The sequence below is a fragment of the Streptomyces sp. NPDC090127 genome, from assembly GCF_044746945.1.
Taxonomy (GTDB): domain Bacteria; phylum Actinomycetota; class Actinomycetes; order Streptomycetales; family Streptomycetaceae; genus Streptomyces.
Window position 1 is genome coordinate 657,744 of record NZ_JBIVDE010000001.1, and the last position, 16,778, is coordinate 674,521.

19 protein-coding genes are annotated in these 16,778 nt (G+C 72.6%); 9 read left to right on the forward strand and 10 right to left on the reverse strand.

The window, feature by feature from the left end; all coding sequences use genetic code 11:
- Positions 1-4: 4 nt before the first annotated feature.
- Positions 5-982 carry an anti-sigma factor family protein gene (locus ACIPPS_RS02880; protein WP_401426047.1) on the reverse strand — a complete coding sequence of 326 codons (978 nt, stop codon included), beginning with the start codon at positions 980-982 and terminating at the stop codon, positions 5-7.
- Positions 979-1,737: an RNA polymerase sigma factor SigE gene (gene sigE, locus ACIPPS_RS02885; RefSeq protein ID WP_401426049.1), complete on the reverse strand. Its 759-nt coding sequence runs from the start codon at positions 1,735-1,737 to the stop codon at positions 979-981. Before sigE ends, ACIPPS_RS02880 begins: the two co-directional genes overlap by 4 nt.
- A gap of 152 nt (positions 1,738-1,889) precedes the next feature.
- On the opposite strand from sigE, the gene ACIPPS_RS02890 reads away from it, so the two are divergent.
- Positions 1,890-2,555 (forward strand): O-methyltransferase, encoded by a 666-nt coding sequence (locus tag ACIPPS_RS02890; protein WP_401426051.1) that lies wholly within the window; start codon positions 1,890-1,892, stop codon positions 2,553-2,555.
- A 187-nt stretch (positions 2,556-2,742) separates the two neighbouring features.
- Here the strand turns inward: ACIPPS_RS02890 and ACIPPS_RS02895 are convergent, their stop codons facing one another.
- Positions 2,743-2,910: a DUF3117 domain-containing protein gene (locus ACIPPS_RS02895; protein ID WP_006346801.1), complete on the reverse strand. Its 168-nt coding sequence runs from the start codon at positions 2,908-2,910 to the stop codon at positions 2,743-2,745.
- A 314-nt stretch (positions 2,911-3,224) separates the two neighbouring features.
- On the opposite strand from ACIPPS_RS02895, the gene ACIPPS_RS02900 reads away from it, so the two are divergent.
- From ACIPPS_RS02900 to ACIPPS_RS02910, 3 genes are all read left to right on the forward strand, one after another.
- Positions 3,225-4,028 (forward strand): enoyl-CoA hydratase/isomerase family protein, encoded by an 804-nt coding sequence (locus tag ACIPPS_RS02900; RefSeq protein WP_401426055.1) that lies wholly within the window; start codon positions 3,225-3,227, stop codon positions 4,026-4,028.
- 112 nt (positions 4,029-4,140) lie between these two features.
- Positions 4,141-5,391: an FG-GAP-like repeat-containing protein gene (locus ACIPPS_RS02905; RefSeq protein ID WP_401426058.1), complete on the forward strand. Its 1,251-nt coding sequence runs from the start codon at positions 4,141-4,143 to the stop codon at positions 5,389-5,391.
- 37 nt (positions 5,392-5,428) lie between these two features.
- Complete coding sequence (locus ACIPPS_RS02910; protein ID WP_401426061.1) at positions 5,429-6,661, forward strand: FG-GAP-like repeat-containing protein; 1,233 nt, start codon at positions 5,429-5,431, stop codon at positions 6,659-6,661.
- A gap of 58 nt (positions 6,662-6,719) precedes the next feature.
- On the opposite strand, the gene ACIPPS_RS02915 is transcribed toward ACIPPS_RS02910, so the two are convergent.
- Together ACIPPS_RS02915 and ACIPPS_RS02920 are read right to left on the reverse strand one after the other, a co-directional pair.
- Positions 6,720-7,304: a DNA-3-methyladenine glycosylase I gene (locus tag ACIPPS_RS02915; protein WP_401426063.1), complete on the reverse strand. Its 585-nt coding sequence runs from the start codon at positions 7,302-7,304 to the stop codon at positions 6,720-6,722.
- Positions 7,301-7,717: a hypothetical protein gene (locus ACIPPS_RS02920; RefSeq protein ID WP_401426066.1), complete on the reverse strand. Its 417-nt coding sequence runs from the start codon at positions 7,715-7,717 to the stop codon at positions 7,301-7,303. The genes ACIPPS_RS02915 and ACIPPS_RS02920 overlap by 4 nt, the downstream gene beginning before the upstream one ends.
- A 103-nt stretch (positions 7,718-7,820) precedes the next feature.
- On the opposite strand from ACIPPS_RS02920, the gene folP reads away from it, so the two are divergent.
- On the forward strand, positions 7,821-8,681 hold the full coding sequence (gene folP, locus ACIPPS_RS02925) for a dihydropteroate synthase (RefSeq protein ID WP_401426069.1): 861 nt from the start codon (positions 7,821-7,823) through the stop codon (positions 8,679-8,681).
- 197 nt (positions 8,682-8,878) lie between these two features.
- On the opposite strand, the gene ACIPPS_RS02930 is transcribed toward folP, so the two are convergent.
- Positions 8,879-9,628 (reverse strand): TIGR00730 family Rossman fold protein, encoded by a 750-nt coding sequence (locus ACIPPS_RS02930; protein ID WP_401426071.1) that lies wholly within the window; start codon positions 9,626-9,628, stop codon positions 8,879-8,881.
- 84 nt (positions 9,629-9,712) lie between these two features.
- Positions 9,713-10,795, reverse strand: coding sequence for a succinyl-diaminopimelate desuccinylase (gene dapE / locus ACIPPS_RS02935; RefSeq protein ID WP_401426074.1), 1,083 nt, complete (start codon positions 10,793-10,795; stop codon positions 9,713-9,715).
- Positions 10,796-10,824: 29 nt separating this feature from the next.
- Here dapE and ACIPPS_RS02940 point away from each other — a divergent pair, with 29 nt between their 5' ends.
- Both ACIPPS_RS02940 and ACIPPS_RS02945 read left to right on the forward strand, forming a co-directional pair.
- A complete protein-coding gene (locus tag ACIPPS_RS02940) occupies positions 10,825-11,889 on the forward strand; it encodes a hypothetical protein (RefSeq protein WP_401426076.1) in 1,065 nt (354 codons plus the stop codon).
- A gap of 300 nt (positions 11,890-12,189) precedes the next feature.
- Positions 12,190-12,642: an ATP-binding protein gene (locus ACIPPS_RS02945; protein WP_401426078.1), complete on the forward strand. Its 453-nt coding sequence runs from the start codon at positions 12,190-12,192 to the stop codon at positions 12,640-12,642.
- An 86-nt stretch (positions 12,643-12,728) separates the two neighbouring features.
- Here the strand turns inward: ACIPPS_RS02945 and dapC are convergent, their stop codons facing one another.
- Positions 12,729-13,841, reverse strand: coding sequence for a succinyldiaminopimelate transaminase (gene dapC, locus ACIPPS_RS02950; protein ID WP_401426080.1), 1,113 nt, complete (start codon positions 13,839-13,841; stop codon positions 12,729-12,731).
- 105 nt (positions 13,842-13,946) lie between these two features.
- Positions 13,947-14,267 carry a ferredoxin gene (fdxA, locus tag ACIPPS_RS02955; RefSeq protein ID WP_003985062.1) on the reverse strand — a complete coding sequence of 107 codons (321 nt, stop codon included), beginning with the start codon at positions 14,265-14,267 and terminating at the stop codon, positions 13,947-13,949.
- Positions 14,268-14,379: 112 nt separating this feature from the next.
- Between fdxA and ACIPPS_RS02960 the strand changes: the two genes are divergently transcribed.
- Both ACIPPS_RS02960 and ACIPPS_RS02965 read left to right on the forward strand, forming a co-directional pair.
- Complete coding sequence (locus ACIPPS_RS02960) at positions 14,380-15,390, forward strand: GNAT family N-acetyltransferase (protein WP_401426082.1); 1,011 nt, start codon at positions 14,380-14,382, stop codon at positions 15,388-15,390.
- Positions 15,387-16,214: a tetratricopeptide repeat protein gene (locus ACIPPS_RS02965; RefSeq protein WP_401426084.1), complete on the forward strand. Its 828-nt coding sequence runs from the start codon at positions 15,387-15,389 to the stop codon at positions 16,212-16,214. The genes ACIPPS_RS02960 and ACIPPS_RS02965 overlap by 4 nt, the downstream gene beginning before the upstream one ends.
- Before the next feature lie 44 nt (positions 16,215-16,258).
- On the opposite strand, the gene ACIPPS_RS02970 is transcribed toward ACIPPS_RS02965, so the two are convergent.
- Positions 16,259-16,579, reverse strand: coding sequence for a hypothetical protein (locus ACIPPS_RS02970; protein ID WP_401427181.1), 321 nt, complete (start codon positions 16,577-16,579; stop codon positions 16,259-16,261).
- Positions 16,580-16,778: the final 199 nt, after the last annotated feature.

Below are 16,778 nucleotides of genomic sequence, written 5' to 3' on the forward strand. Positions count from 1 at the left end.
GGGCTCAGCGGTGGGAGGTGAGCGGCGTGGTCGTCGGGTTCGCGTCCGCGAGCGGGGCGGGAGCCGGGGTGGTGGCCGGGCCGTTCAGCGGGTTGTACGCGGTCGTGAACGCCAGCCGCAGGGCCGGTCCCGTGGGCCGTACGAACGGGGAGAGCTCGAAGACGGACTGGGCCGACGTCCCCTGGAGCCGGAGGGAGACGGGGGGTGCCGACTCACCGGGGAGGAGAGGTCCGGCGGCCACCGTGGCCGTGGTCGAGCCGACCCCGATCGGGCTCGCCGAGGTGCCGATGGACGCCCGCTCCTCCGTGCGCCCGCCGCGTCCGGCGGTCGTGCCGGCGCCCGTCCCCGTGCCCGTACCGGATCCCGTGCCGGTGCCGTTGGCCGCTCCCGTGGCGGAGGCCCGGAGCGGGGTGACGTTGTTGCCCGTGCCGTCGCCGCGCGCGCCGATGTTCACCGGGGCCTCCAGCGGCAGGGCTCCGCCGAGCGCTATCGCGGCGAAGGAGACCGCGCTGGCGGCCGCGATACCGAAGCGCCGACCTCGCCACGACGAGCGGTCGCTGTCGGGCCGGCCGCCGACCGCGTGGATACGGAAACCGGAGTGGTGCGGGGAGACCGGCGCGGCCGTGGCGAAGCCGTCCGACCTCACGGTGCCGAGGCCGCCTCCGACGCTTCCGCCTCCGCCGAGGCCGAAGAGGTCGTCGAACGGCCCCCGGCGATCGTCACCCCCCGGTTCGCCAGGGCCCCCGGGCAACCCCTGAAGGCGTGCGAGGAGCCCTTCGGAGGGCGGTGGTGGTGCGGTGGAGGCGAAGACGCTCTTCAGCCGGCGCTGGGCGTCGGCCTCCGCCTTGCATTTGGCACAGGTCGCGAGGTGCGCGAGGACCCGCTCGCGTGCGTCGTGGCCGAGCTCCCCGTCGACCAGGGCGGCGAGTCGGTCCCCGAGGTGCTGCTCCGCGGGGGTGGGGCCGGCAGGACTGGTGCTCACGCCGTTCCGCCCTCCCAGCCGACGGCGGCCAGCGCGCGCTCCGCCCGGGCTTCGGGGGAACGGTGCTTGAGCGCCTTGCGCAGATGCGAACGGCCGCGGTGGATACGGCTGCGGACCGTGCCGAGCTTCACACCGAGCGTGGCGGCGATCTCCTCGTACGACAGTCCTTCGATGTCGCAGAGGACGACCGCGGCCCGGAACTCGGGCGCGAGGGTGTCGAGGGCCTGCTGCACGTCCGCGTCGAAGTGCGTGTCGTTGAACACCTGCTGCGGGGAGGGCTCGCGGCTGGGCAGCCGCTCGGCCGCGTCGTCGCCGAGCGCGTCGAACCGGATCCGCTGCTTGCGGCGGACCATGTCGAGGAAGAGGTTGGTGGTGATGCGGTGCAGCCAGCCCTCGAAGGTGCCCGGCGTGTACGTCGACAGCGAGCGGAAGACGCGGACGAAGACCTCCTGCGTGAGGTCCTCGGCGTCGTGCTGGTTGCCGGTCAGCCGGTACGCGAGGCGGTAGACCCGGCCACTGTGCGTGCTGACGATCTCCTCCCAGGTGGGCGGAGTCCACGCCTGCGATTCCGCATCCGATGCGAAGGTCGCGGTGGTGGGAGCGGAGTCGGCGGTGTGGATTCGGTCAGCGGTGTGTGTCACGGATTTCGGCTCACCCGCCGACCTGAGAAGACGCCGAAGCACTCCTCCCCGATCCACAGGCGCAGCCGCACCTCCCCTATCGGCTCTGGTGGTGTCCAGTGGAGCCCCTACCATAGCCACCTCGCCCGTTAGCTCCGGATAAGAATCTTTACGCGAATTTGGGGACGGGGTCATCGATTCCCCCCGTCGCCCGTCCTCGGCGTTCTTACCTCTGTGAACGCGCGGTCCCATCTGCGGGTTCCCGAGCGCAGCGGATACAGTCACCGTTGCGCCAACTACGGGGACAGGAGAGGGCCATTACCGCCAACCGGCCGACGAGCTGGGCGTTCGCCGACGCCTTTGTCGCCGAGGACGAAGCGCTGCGCTGGGCCCGTGACCGGGCCCGGGAGGCAGCGCTGCCCTCGGTGTCACCGGGCACCGGCGCGGCCCTGCGCCTGCTGGCCGCGACGGCGGACGCGAAAGCGGTGGCCGAAATCGGTACCGGCACGGGCGTGTCCGGCATCTATCTCCTGCAGGGCATGCGGCCGGACGGGGTCCTGACGACGGTGGACCTGGAGCCCGAGCGCCAGCAGTTCGCGAAGACGGCGTTCCGGGCGGCGGGCTTCGCGGGGAACCGGGCGCGTTTCATCCCGGGTCGCGCCCTGGACGTCCTGCCCCGGCTCGCGGACGGCGGGTACGACCTCGTGTTCTGCGACGGCGACCGGCTGGAGTGCCTGGACTACCTCGCTGAATCGTTGCGCCTGCTGCGACCGGGCGGTCTCGTCTGCTTCGAGGGCGTCTTCGCGGACGGCCGCACGGTCGACTCGGCGGCACAGCCGCCGGAGGTGCTCCGGATACGGGAGCTGCTGCGGGCGGTCCGGGAGAGCCAGGAGCTGCTGCCCTCGCTCCTGCCGGTCGGCGACGGCCTGCTCTGCGCGGTACGCCGGGGCTGACGCCCGCCCGCACCGGGCCCTGAGAGCGGAAGGCCCGGAGGCCTGGAGCCCTTGTGCCCCCAGCGCCCTGAGGGCGGGCCGGACCCGGAGGCGTACCCCCGGAGACGTGCCCCACCCCCGACACACCCCTGCCCCGGCGCGGTCGGTACCGTGCCGGGGCAGGAGTGGACAAACCTGGCTTGTCTCGTCAGCCGACTACCTGCTTCAGGGCGTCGCCGAGCGCTTCGGCCTCGTCCGGCGTCAGCTCGACGACAAGCCGACCGCCGCCTTCGAGCGGAACGCGCATGACGATGCCCCGCCCCTCCTTGGTCACCTCGAGCGGGCCGTCGCCCGTCCGCGGCTTCATGGCCGCCATGCTTGTTCCCCTTCCTGAAACCAGCTCTTCGTCAGCCGACCGGGGTCGTGATCGGGAGCACACGTCACCGGCATCGAACACATTGCTTCCAGGTCATTATCCCGCATCACAGGACCCGATGACCAACATCGGAGTGCATCGCTTACGCAACGCGCTTCCGCAAAACCGCCCATTTCGGCGATCCGCCTGCGATACTTCGCCGCCGCCGCGCCACCAACGCCCCGCAGCACTTTGACGCAGGTCACATGTGCGGGGTGGGTGATCTCCGCCATGCTGGGCGGGTCAGGGACGCGAAGACGCGAAGGGAAGCCGCGATGGCCGACACCGTGCTGTACGAAGTGACCGACGGACTCGCCACGATCACGCTCAACCGGCCCGAGGCCATGAACGCGATGAACATCGAGGCGAAGCTCGCCCTGCGGGACGCCGTCGAGGCGGCGGGCGCGGACACGGCCGTACGGGCGGTGCTGCTGACGGCGGCAGGGGACCGGGCGTTCTGCGTGGGGCAGGACCTGAAGGAGCACGTGGGCCTGCTGATGACGGACAAGGAGTCCGGGTCGCGGGCGACGATGAACACCGTCCGGGACCACTACAACCCGATCGTCAGGGCCCTGACCGGCATGAAGAAGCCGGTGGTGGCGGGCGTGAACGGGGTCGCGGCGGGGGCGGGCTTCGGCTTCGCGCTGGCGGCGGACTACCGGGTGGTCGCGGAGACCGCCGCGTTCAACACCTCGTTCGCGGGCGTGGCGCTCACCGCCGACTCCGGCATGTCGTGGACGCTGCCCCGGCTGATCGGCCAGAGCCGCGCCTCCGACCTGCTGCTCTTCCCGCGCTCGATCACCGCGCAGGAGGCGTACGAGCTGGGCATCGCGAACAAGCTGGTGCCGGCCGCCGACCTCGCCGACGAGGCCCTGAAGGTCGCCCGCACCCTCGCCGAGGGCCCGACGGTGGCCTACGCGGCGCTGAAGGGGTCCCTGGCGTACGGGGCCGACCACTCCCTGTCGGAGGCCCTGGAGAAGGAGGACGAGCTCCAGACGGCGGCGGGCGCCTCGGAGGACCACACGATCGCGGTGCGGGCCTTCCTGGCGAAGGAGAAGCCGAAGTACGTCGGCCGCTGAGGCCACACCGGGACCCCCCGGGGCGAGTGGTGCGCGGCTCTATATGATCCGCACACCACTCGTTCATCCCGAGTGCTCCACATCTTCTTCACGCACACACCTGGGGGGTTCCGTGCGTCAACTCTCCGCGTCGCGATCCGTTCGCGGCGCTCTCCTCACCACCCTGACCCTCGGCCTGTCGGCGACGGCGCTCACGGTTCCGGCGCAGGCGCTCGACGGCTGGGACAGGTGCCCCTCCGGCAAGGTCTGCGTCTTCAGCAAGCCGCTCTACCAGGGCGACATGCTCGTCGTCGGCAAGCCCATGTACTCCCTGGGCGCCTGGGACAACCGCGTCCGCTCCTTCGTGAACCACAGCGCGGACGCGGTCTGCTTCTACCCGCAGCCCGGCTTCGCGCCCGAAGGGTCCACGCACTTCTACACTTCGGAGTCCTTCGACGAGAGCGCCTACCCCGAGCTCGACCGCGCGGCCAGCTCGATCGATGTCGGGCCGGAGGCGGACGACTTCTGCGGGTCCGAGAGCCGGACCCCGGGCTGGTACGGCGTCGATGCCCTTCCGGCGCTCCGGCCCGCCTCGTCGTCGGCGCTCGGCGCGTTCGGCGACGTCAACGGCGACCGCTACGCCGACCTGCTCACCCGTGACGCGGTCGGCGGGCTGTGGACCACCCACACCTGGGAGAGCACCGGCGCCTCGCAGCGCATCGGCGGAGGCTGGCAGACCATGACCAAGCTGACCCGCCACGGGGACCTCGACGGCGACGCCGTCGAGGACGTCCTCGCGCGCGACACGTCCGGCGTCCTGTGGCTCTACCCGGGCACCGGCAAGGGCCTGTTCAAGCCCCGTCTCAAGATCGGCGCGGGCTGGAACACCATGCGGGACATCGCCGCGGCCGGCGATCTGACCGGAGACGGCAAGACCGACCTGCTCGCCGCCGACACCGCCGGGGTCCTGTGGACGTACCCCGGCAACGGCAAGGGCTGGTTCGGAACCCGGCAGAAGGTCGGCGCCGGCTGGAACGTCATGAACGAGCTCGTCGGCGCCGGTGACATGAACGCCGACCGCCGGGCGGACCTCGTGGCCCGGGACACGGCGGGCAAGCTCTGGCTCTACCCCGGCAACGGCCGCGGCGCCTTCGGTGCCCGCAAACTCATCGGCACCGGCGGCTGGAACGGGCTGAAGGAACTGGCAGGCCTCGGCGACCTCACGGGCGACGGCAGGCCCGACCTGGTCGCGCACAGCCCCGGCACCGACCCCTGGGACCGGACCACCCCCATGTACCTCCGGGTCTACCCGGGCAAGGCGGACGGCGGCCTCCAGGCCCCGAAGACCTTCGCCACGCTCCGCTCGTCCCACGTCGTCTTCTGACGCCGACCCCACTCCTCACGTGAAGGGAGTCCGATCCGTGGTCGGAACCTCTCGGGCCCGGCGCGCCCTCGTCGCGGCCGTCGCCGCCGTGGCCTCGCTGACGACCCTCGTCGTCGCGGCGCCGAACGCCGCCGCCGGCTCGTCCCGCTGCCCGGCGGGCAAGCTCTGCCTCTTCCAGTACCCGGGGTACGAGGGCGAGATGAGGATCATCTCGTCCAGTCAGCCCACCCTGGGCACCTGGAACGACAAGACCTCGTCGATCGTCAACAACTCCGGTCTGTACGCGAGGACCTTCCCGGGCCCTCAGTACGCCAACAGCAACGACGTCCTGACCATCTCCCCGTACAACGGCCGGATCGACCTGGGCGACGCGTTCGACGGCAGGCTCGACAACGACATCAGCTCGATCCAGGTCGCCAGGACCGACTGGGAGATCTCCTACGGCGTCCCCTGGATGGACTGGCTGGCGCCCAGCGCTCGGCCCGAGCCCACCCCCGTGACCACGCACGGCGACCTGGACAACAACTGGGTCCCCGACCTCCTGCACCGCGCGGAGGACGGCCGGCTGTGGTTCCTGCCCGGCTACGTCCCCCGGGGCGACACCAGCTACTCCCCGAAGGGGCGGCTGATCGGCGCCGGCTGGAACGCCATGACCCAGCTCGTCCGGCACGGCGACTACAACGGTGACGGCAACGAGGACGTCTTCGCCCGCGACACGGCAGGTGTGCTCTGGCTCTACCCCGGCAACGGCCAGGGCTGGTTCAAGACGCGCGCGAAGATCGGCGCGGGCTGGAACACCATGCGGGAGATCGCCGCGGTCGGTGACATCACCGGCGACGGCCGCCGCGACCTGGTCGCCCGGGACACGGCCGGCGTGCTCTGGACCTACCCCGGCAACGGCAGGGGCTGGTTCGGCACCCGGCAGAAGGTCGGGGCCGGCTGGAACGCCATGAACCGGCTGGCGGCGCCCGGCGACATGAACGGGGACGGCAGGTCCGACCTCGTCGCCCGTGACGGCTCGCGCGCGCTGTGGCTCTACCCGGGCACCGGGCGGGGCACCTTCGGCGCCCGCACGAAGCTGCCGTACGCCTGGCCCGGCACCGAGGAGCTGCTCACCGTCGGGGACGTGACCGGCGACGGCCTGCCCGACCTCATGCGGACGATCAACTACCGCGAGCTGTACGTCGACGCGGGCAACGGGCGGGGCGGCATCGGCGCGCCGTCGTTCCTGACGTCCTTCGACTACACCGACGGCGTCCGGGTCTTCTGACGGCCGTCCGAACCGAACCAGGCCCGGTTCGGTTCGGTTCGGGTGTCCCGGGGCGTCTCTAGTGGGCGCGCCGGGACACGCAGTCCTTGAGGTGGTCGTCGACCAGGCCGCAGGCCTGCATCAGGGCGTAGGCCGTCGTGGGGCCGATGAAGCGGAGGCCGCGCTTCTTCAGGGCCTTGGAGAGGGCCGTCGACTCGTCCGTCACCGCCGGGACGTCCACGGTCGTCAGCGGTGCCGGGCGGCTCGCGGAGTCCGGGGCGTAGGACCAGATCAAGGTGTCCAGCTCACCGGGGGCCCACTCCGCCAGCACCTTCGCGTTCGCCATGGTCGCGTCGATCTTCGCGCGGTTACGGATGATGCCCTCGTCCGCGAGGAGCCGCTCCCGGTCCGCGTCCCCGAACCGGGCGACCGCGGCGATCTCGAAGCCGGCGAAGGCGCGGCGGAAGCCCTCGCGCCGGCGCAGGATCGTGATCCACGACAGACCGGACTGGAACGCCTCCAGGCACAGCCGCTCGAAGAGCGCGTCGTCCCCGTGGACCGGACGGCCCCACTCCTCGTCGTGGTACGCCACGTAGTCCGCGGTCGACAGGCCCCAGGGGCAGCGGAGTCCGCCGTCCGGACCGGAGACGGCCTCGCCGGTCACGACCCCAGCCCTTCGTCCTTACGGAGGGAGGGACCGGAGGACGGACCCTGACCGCCGTCCCCACCACGGCCTCCGTGCCCACCGTGACCGCCATGTCCGCCGGGACCCTCGTGCCCGCCCTGACGGCCCGCCAGCGCCGCCTCCAGGTCCGCGATCCGGGCGTCCCGCTCCTCGATCTCGGCGCCCAGGCGCCCGAGGACGTCGTCCACGTCCGCCATGCGGTACCCGCGCGCCGTCACCGGCAGCCGGAGCGCCTCGACGTCGGCGCGGTCCACCGGGCGCGTCGCCGGCAGCGGGTCCACGAGCCGCTCGGGCGCCACCTCGGGCAGCACCTCGCTGTCTCCCCCGCCGATCACCGCGAGGGTGACCGCCGCGACGACCACGACCATCGCGATCAGCAAAAACCAGAACACCAGCGCGCCTCTCCCCGAAGTGGAATTCGTCCCGTGCCGATCGTGCCATGCGCCACGGACAGTTAGGGTCGCAGGCGAACGGACGCGAGGGAGGACAAAAGGGATGCTGCGCTTGGGACGGCGTGAATTCGGGCCGCACGAGCCGGTGATCATGGCGATCGTGAACCGGACCCCGGATTCCTTCTACGACCAGGGCGCCACCTTCCGCGACGAACCCGCCCTCGCGCGCGTCGAGCAGGCGGTCGCCGAGGGCGCCGCGATCATCGACATCGGCGGGGTGAAGGCGGGCCCCGGCGAGGAGGTCACGGCCGAGGAGGAGGCGCGCCGCACGGTGGGCTTCGTCGCGGAGGTACGACGCCGTTTCCCGGAGGTGGTCATCAGCGTCGACACCTGGCGCGCGGACGTCGGCGAGGCGGTCTGCGAAGCCGGCGCGGACGTCCTCAACGACGCCTGGGGCGGGGTGGATCCCCGGCTCGCGGAGGTCGCGGCTCGGTACGGCGCCGGCCTCGTCTGCACCCACGCGGGCGGCGCGGAGCCGAGGACCCGGCCGCACCGGATCGCGTACGAGGACGTGATGGCCGACATCCTGCGGGTGACCGTCGGCCTGGCCGAGCGCGCGGCCGAGCTGGGCGTGCGGCGGGACGGGATCATGATCGACCCGGGCCACGACTTCGGGAAGAACACCCGCCACAGCCTGGAGGCCACCCGGCGGCTCGGGGAGATGACGGAGACGGGCTGGCCCGTGCTCGTCTCCCTGTCCAACAAGGACTTCGTGGGCGAGACGCTCGACCGGCCGGTGAAGGAGCGGGTCCTGGGGACGCTCGCGACGACGGCGGTGTCGGCGTGGCTGGGCGCGCGGGTGTACCGGGTGCACGAGGTGGCCGAGACACGGCAGGTCCTCGACATGGTGGCGTCCATCGCGGGCCACCGCCCGCCGGCCGTGGCGAGGCGGGGGCTGGCGTAGGGAGTCCGGAAAGTATGGCCGCCCGCCCGCAGGGCGGGGCTCGCGGCGTCCGGTGCGTGCGTGCCGGGCGTCGCGGGCCAGGCCAGACGTTCCGGACACGACCTGGGCCCGGAAGGGCCGGGCACCCCGCGCCCGGCCCTTCAGGTGCGGCCCCTCGTCCGAGGGCCCGGCCCTCTCGGAAGGTCTCCGGGCGCGGTCTAGCGGCCCGTCTCCTTCGACACCAGGGCGACCGCCTCGTCCACGTCGTCCGTCACGTGGAAGAGGAGCAGGTCCCGCTCCGAGGCCTTGCCGCCCGCGACGACCGAGTCGCGGAGCCAGTCGACCAGGCCCTTCCAGTACTCCGTGCCGAAGAGCACGATCGGGAAGCGGGTCACCTTGCGGGTCTGGACCAGGGTGAGCGCCTCGAAGAGCTCGTCCAGGGTGCCCAGGCCGCCGGGGAGGACCACGAAGCCCTGGGCGTACTTCACGAACATCGTCTTGCGGACGAAGAAGTAGCGGAAGTTCACCCCGATGTCGACGTGCGGGTTGAGCCCCTGCTCGAAGGGGAGCTCGATGCCCAGGCCGACCGAGATGCCGTCGGCCTCCCGCGCGCCCTTGTTGGCCGCCTCCATGGCGCCCGGGCCGCCGCCCGTGATGACCGCGAAGCCGGCCGCGACCAGCGCGCGGCCGAGCCGCACGCCCGCTTCGTACTCCGGCGAGTCCGGCTTGGTGCGCGCCGAGCCGAAGACGCTGATCGCGCTCGGCAGTTCGGCGAGGGCGCCGAAGCCCTCCACGAACTCGGACTGGATGCGCATGACCCGCCACGGGTCGGTGTGCACCCACTCCGAGTCGCCCTCGGTGTCCAGCAGACGCTGATCCGTGGTGCCCGGCTGGACCTGGTCGCGGCGCCTCAGCACCGGTCCCAGCCGCTGCTCCTCCGGCTTCGACGCTCCCTCGGGGATACCCATGGCCTGCTCCCTCCACCGATCCACTGATCTTCTGGTTCGGTCAGGGTAGGTCCACAGACGTGACAAAAAGCAGAATTTCGGCTGTCAGGCAGTGAGCCAGTCGCGGAGGCGCGCCTCGCAGTGCACGATCCGTTCCACGACGACGTGCTCGTCCACCTTGTGCGCGTAGATCGGGTCGCCGGGGCCGTAGTTGACCGCGGGGACGCCGAGGGCGCTGAAGCGGGCCACGTCCGTCCAGCCGAACTTGGGGTACGCCGTGCCGCCGACCGCCTTCATGAACGCCTCCGCCGCCGGGTGCGAGAGGCCGGGCAGGGCGCCCCCGCTGTGGTCGTCGACGACGAACTCGGCGACACCGCAGTCGGCGAAGACCTCGCGCACGTGCGCCTCGGCCTCGGCGGGGCCGAGGTCGGGCGCGTAGCGGTAGTTGACGACGACCGTGCAGGCGTCGGGGATGACGTTGTTGGCGACGCCGCCCTCGATCCGTACGGCGTTGAGGCCCTCGTGGTACTCCAGGCCGTCGATGACCGGCTTGCGCGGCTCGTACGCGGCGAGCCGGGCGAGGATCGGGGCGGCGGAGTGGATGGCGTTGGAGCCCATCCAGGAGCGTGCGGAGTGGGCGCGCTCGCCCTCCGTGCGCAGGAGGACGCGCAGGGTGCCCTGGCAGCCGCCCTCGACCTCGCCGTTCGAGCCTTCGAGGAGGACGGCGAAGTCGCCCTCCAGCCAGTCGGGGTGGGCCTCGGCGACCTTCCCGAGGCCGTTGAGGTGGGCGGCGACCTCTTCCTGGTCGTAGAAGACGAAGGTGAGGTCGCGGTTGGGCTCGGGGACGGTGGCCGCGATCCGGAGCTGGACGGCGACGCCCGACTTCATGTCGGTGGTGCCGCAGCCCCACAGGATGCCGTTCTCGTCGAGCCGCGAGGGCACGTTGTCGGCGATCGGCACGGTGTCGATGTGGCCGGCGAGGATCACCCGCTCCCCCCGGCCCAGGGTCGTCCGGGCGACGACGTTGTTGCCGTACCGGTCGACGGTGAGGTGCGGCAGGGTCCGCAGGGCCTGCTCGATCGCGTCGGCGAGCGGCTTCTCGGTCCCGCTGACCGAGGGGAAGTCGACGAGCGCGGCGGTGAGCGCGGGGCCGTCCAGCGTGAGGTCCAGGGGAGCGTTGTCAGCCATGTGCCGACCCTAACCCGGCCTCCAGTACGGTGGGCCCCGTGTCCGAGCCCAGCCGTATCCCCCGCACCCCCCGCACCGGCGGCAGAGGCCGTCTCGCCAGGTACACGGCGGCCTTCGCCGTGCTCTGCGGCCTGATCGCCTATGTGGCCGTACACCACATCACGGGCTCCAAGGGCGCGCCCACGTGCACGGTGGGCAGTGGCGAGAACACCTACGAGTTCACACCCGAGCAGGCGGCGAACGCGGCCACCATCTCGGCCGTGGGCACCACGCGCCGGATGCCGGAGCGGGCCGTCACGATCGCGCTGGCGACGGCGCTCCAGGAGTCCGCGCTGCGGAACATCGAGCACGGCGACCGGGACTCCCTCGGACTGTTCCAGCAACGCCCGTCGATGGGCTGGGGGACGCCCGCGGAGATCATGGACCCGGTCTACTCCTCGCGGAAGTTCTACGAGGGTCTCGCGAAGGTTCCGGGGTACTCGCGGCTTCCGCTGACGGTGGCGGCGCAGAAGGTCCAGCGCAGCGGTTTCCCGCAGGCGTACGCCAAGCACGAGCCGGACGCCGCCCTCCTCGCCGCTGCCCTGACGGGCCGCTCGGCGGCCTCCCTGAGCTGCACGACGAGCTCGCTGGAGACCGGCGAGCCGGGCGACCCGGCGAAGGTCCGCGCGGAGCTGGTACGGGCCTTCGGCGAGAAGGCCGCCCCGAGGACGACGGCCGGCGGCGGCGAGCGTGGCGAGGGTAGTGAGGGGTCCGCCGACGCGGGCACGGGCGGCTCGGCGGACGCGGGTGCGGGCAGCTCCCCCGGCGGCGGCGCGGGCGGGAACGCGGGCGGTGGCGGCGCGGACGCGAAGGCCGGGGCCGCGCCCGCGCCCGCCGTGATCTCCGTACCCGTCCTCGCGACCTCGGGCACGGACGCCCAGCGCGGCTGGGAGCTGGCCCACTGGGCGGTCGCGCGCGCGGACGACCTGCGGATCGCGGAGGTCGCCTACGCGGACATGGTCTGGCGGGCGAGCGACACCTCGGGCACCTGGACCCGGTCGAGGACGGCGGACGCGGCGGACGACGGGTCGGTCCGTATCCGGCTGGAGCGATAGCCGGGGCGAGGCAGCCGTCGGAGCCCCCGACCGGCACTCGGGCGCGCGTGCGGACGGTCACCCGACCGGGTATTCGCTGCGGCCTCTCCCGGGGCGAACCCCATCAGCCCCCGACTCCCCTTGGGGCACAAGGGGAGTGACGGTTCAGCGGGGCTTGGATCTTCGACGCGTTCGTCCGCTTTTCTCCCCACCCGATAATGCGATGCATCGCGGGGTCTTTACCTTCGAACGCCGAAACCTCACCCTCCCCCGCCTCGGTTGAGCACGGCGTCAGAACGTCCTCTCCGTCGAAGGAGCACCATGTCCCTCCCCCTGACCCGTCGGATCGCCCGCGCCGCCCTCCTCGTCGCGGCCGGAGCAGCCCCCGTGGTCGGTGCGGCCGGCTCCGCGAGCGCCATGGAGCACAACATCGCGCCCACGGGCGCCCTGTCCGGCATCAGCTCGCTGGACGGCGCCGGGGTCGGCAACACGGTCGACGGCGCCTCGCAGACCGCCACCGGTGTCGTCGGCGAGACCGGCAGCAAGGCCGTCGGCAAGGCCGTTCCGGCGGCCGGCAAGACCGTGGGCGCGGCGGGCAAGACCGCCACGCCGGCCGCGCAGAAGGTCGCGGGCGAGACCGCCGGCAGTGCGGGCGAGGTCCTCGGCGAGACCGCGGGCGCGGCCTCGGAGAGCGCCCCGTCGACCGGCGCCCTCGGGAAGGGCCTGCCGACCGGCGGCGTCCCGTCGCTGGGCGGCCTGCCGATCGGCGGCTGACCCCCGGACCGGTAACTCCAGCACCGGTACGGGAAAAGGGCCCGGGGAGCGCACGCTCCCCGGGCCCTCTCGCGTCCGTACGCCGGTCAGACGGCCAGCCGCTTGACCGCGGCCTCGACCCGCTCGTCGGTCGCCGTGAAGGCCACCCGGACGAACCGCTCCCCCGCCACTCCGTAGAAGTCGCCGGGCGCGACCAGGACGCCCTTGTCGGCGAGGTACGCCACCGTCTCCCAGCACGGCTCGTCGCGGGTCGCCCACAGGTAGAGGCTCGCCTCGCTGTGCTCGATGCGGAAGCCGTGCGCCTCCAGGGCCGTCCGCAGCGCCGCGCGCCGGGCGGTGTACCGCTCGCGCTGCTCGGCGACGTGCGCGTCGTCGCCCAGGGCGGCGACGGTGGCGGCCTGCACCGGGGCGGCCGTCATCATCCCGCCGTGCTTGCGGATCTGCAGCAGCTCGCCGAGGACGGCCGCGTCGCCCGCGATGAACGCGGCGCGGTAGCCGGCCAGGTTGGAGCGCTTGGAGAGCGAGTGGACGGCGACGATGCCGTCGTACGTACCGCCGCAGACGTCCGGGTGCAGGACCGAGACCGGGTCGGCCTCCCAGCCCAGCTCCAGGTAGCACTCGTCGGAGAAGACGAGGACGCCGTGCTCGCGCGCCCAGGCCACGATCCGGATCAGCTCGTCCTTGCCGAGGACCTTGCCGGTGGGGTTGGACGGCGAGTTCAGCCAGAGCAGCTTGACCGCGGCGGGGTCGAGGTCGGTGACCGGGTCGTCGTAGACGACGGGCTCCGCGCCGCAGAGCCGGGCGCCGACCTCGTACGTCGGGTAGGCAAGCCGCGGGTAGGCGACCTGGTCGCCGGCGCCGAGGCCGAGCTGGGTGGGCAGCCAGGCGACCAGCTCCTTGGAGCCGACGACGGGCAGCACGTTGCGGTGGGTGAGCGCGACGGCGCCCAGGCGCCGCTCGCCCCAGCCGGTGAGGGCGTCCCGCAGCTCGGTGGTGCCCCAGACCGTGGGATAGCCGGGCGAGTCCGCCGCCTCGACCAGCGCCCGCCGGATCAGCTCCGGGACGGGGTCGACCGGGGTGCCCACGGACAGGTCCACGATGCCGTCCGGGTGGGCGATCGCCGTCTTCTTGTACGGCTCCAGCTTGTCCCAGGGGAAGGCGGGGAGGCGCGCGGAGACTGCGCCCGAGACTGCGCTCACGAGTGGCTCACTTCCTCGTACGTACGAAAGGGACGCGTCGGGAAACGCGTCGGTCCCGTACAGCGCGCCGGCGGGCGAGGCTGTACGGGACCGAGGACGGTTCGATCAGCCGTTCTGCGGCGGCAGGGCGGCGATGAAGGGGTGGTCGCGCTCGATCAGGCCGAGCTTGGAGGCACCACCGGGCGAACCGAGCTCGTCGAAGAACTCGACGTTCGCCTTGTAGTAGTCCTTCCACTCCTCCGGGGTGTCGTCCTCGTAGAAGATGGCCTCGACCGGGCACACCGGCTCACAAGCACCACAGTCGACGCATTCGTCCGGGTGGATGTACAAGGACCGGGAGCCCTCGTAGATGCAGTCGACGGGGCACTCCTCGATGCATGCCTTGTCCTTGACGTCGACACAAGGCTGCGCGATGACGTAGGTCACGCTGTCGTTCCTCCTCGGTAGGGCTGGTCTGCGCGGGAGCGCGGCGTCGTCGATGCCCGCCCCTAGTATCTCCGTTCTTGGGGTCGATCCGAACAGGAGGGGCGGAGAAGCTGTGGAATTCACCGCAGGAGGGCGCCTTGAGGTGCGTATAACCCACGCTGACGTGGGAAAACGTGTCTCAGTTCGGTACGTGACGAACGCGGGTGACCCGGGTGGGAAATTCACCGACGCGGTCGGAGTTCTCACATCGTGGGATCATGCTGTGGTCTTGATCACACGACGGACGGGTGAGACCGTCCGGATCGCGGAATCCGCCCTGGTCGCGGGCAAGGTGGTGCCCGCCGCCCCGGCCCGCCGACGCGGCCCCGCCGCCTCCTTCGAGGAGCTGGCGCGGGCGACGGCGCGCGGCTGGCAGCCGGTGGAGAGCGAGGCGCTCGGGGAGTGGACGCTGCGGGCCTCGCACGGGTTCACGCGGCGCGCCAACTCGGTGCTTCCGCTCGGTGACCCCGGGCTGCCGACGGACGCCGCGCTCGCGCGGGTGCGTGACTGGTACGGGCAGCGGGGCCTCACTCCCTACGTACAGACGTCGACGGGCGCCGAGGGCACGCAGGAACTCCTGTGCGCGGAGCTCGAGCGGCGTGGCTGGCGGGCGGAGGTCACGGCGGAGGTACAGGTCGGCGGGCTCGCCCCGGTCGGTGACCTGGACGCGGACGTCTCGCGGGTGCGGCTCGCGCGGGACGTGGACGAGGCGTGGCTCCGCCGCTACAACCGGTTCGGTGTGGCCGGGCCCCATGTGCTGAGCCTCCTGTCCAGCGGCCCGAGTGTGTGGTTCGCGTCCGTACCGGGCACCGGAGGCATACCGGCGGCGATCGGACGGTGTGTGGTCGACGGCCGCTGGGCCGGGTTCACGGCGGTGGAGGTCGACCCCGAGCAGCGGCGCCAGGGTCTGGCCACGGCCGTGATGGCGGCGCTCGCACGGCGGGCCCTCGACGAGGGCGCGTCGGCGGCCTGGCTCCAGGTGGAGAGCGACAACGCCGGGGCGCGGGCGATGTACGAGCGCATGGGCTTCGCGGTCCATCACCACTACCACCACTACCGACCGGCCGAGGCCGCGGGGAGGTGACCGGCGTGACCGACTGGCGACGGGAGTTCGCCGCTCAGGCGCGTGCGCGGCGCCCGGACCTCGCACGCCTCTGTCTGCTGATCGGCGCGGTGGCGGACGACGGCCTGACCGAGGCCGACCTGGACGCGGCCGAGATCGAACTCGACCGGCTCGCGGGAGAGCTGCCGTACGGCGTGCGGGACCCCGCGGACTGGGTGGCCGCACTGGCCCGGCTGCTCGGCGGACGGTACGGGTTCCAGGGCGTCCCCGCCGACTACCAGCGCCTGGAGTCCTCGCTGCTGCACGAGGTGCTGCGGCGCCGCCGGGGGCTGCCGATCCTGCTCTCCGTGGTCTGGATGGAGGTCGCGCGACGGGCCGGCGCACCGGTGTACGGCCTCGGGCTGCCGGGGCACTTCGTGATCGGCTTCGGCGAACCGGCGGCCCAGGTCTTCGCGGATCCCTTCGCGGGCGGCCGGCGGATGACCGGTGTGGACGCGGAGCTGCTGGTCGCGGGCGCGACGGGCGAGCCCCTCGAACCCTCGATGCTCCGCCCGACGGATCCGCTGGACATCGTCCTGAGGATCCTGAACAACATCCGCGCCTGGGCGGCCCCTCGCCCGGAGCGGTCGGGCGTGGCGCTGTGGGCGGTGGAACTGTCGCTGCTGCTCCCCTCCCACCCGGCGCGGCTGCGCTACGAGCACGCGGAGCTGCTGGTGCAGCGGGGCGAGTTCCAGGCGGGGGCGGCGGAGATGGAGGCGTACGCCTCGGTCGTGGACGCCGTCGAACCGAGCGCGGCGGCGTCGATCCGCAACAGGGCCCAGGCGGCGCGGGCGCTGCTGAACTAGAACGGCCGGCATCCAGGGCGGCCGCTGGACCAGTCGGGAGCCGGCTAGGCCGAGCCTGGGGCGTCGAGGAGACGGAGCAGCACGGCGGCTTCGGCGCGGAGCCGGGCGGCCCGGTCGGCGTGGGCGGGCGCGGTGAGGCCCTCGGCGACGTCGAGCCGCTCGGCGGCCTCGGCGCGGACGACGTCCTCCACCTCACGCTCGCTGAGCTCCCGCCGCGCCGCCTCGGTGGTGCCGACACCGACCGGCGCGTGCTCCAGGGCCACCCCTCGGAGCGCGGCCTCGTCCACGGGCACGGCCTCGGCGTTGTCGAGCGCGGCGAGGGTCGCGCGCAGGGCGCTCACGGCGGCCTTGTCGCGGGCGCGCATGGCTTCGGGCAGTGCGTGACGCATACGGAGACGGAGAGACATGCCGCGACCCTACGGGGGCGCCTCAGGGCCGACAACGCGATAAGCGGCGCCCACGTGCCCGCCGAACAGCGCTGCGCCCGCCGAACAGTCCTGAGCCCGCCGAACAGCCTCTTCCGCGCCGCGCCGGCCCTCGCGTCCGGCGGGCGGAGGCGCCATC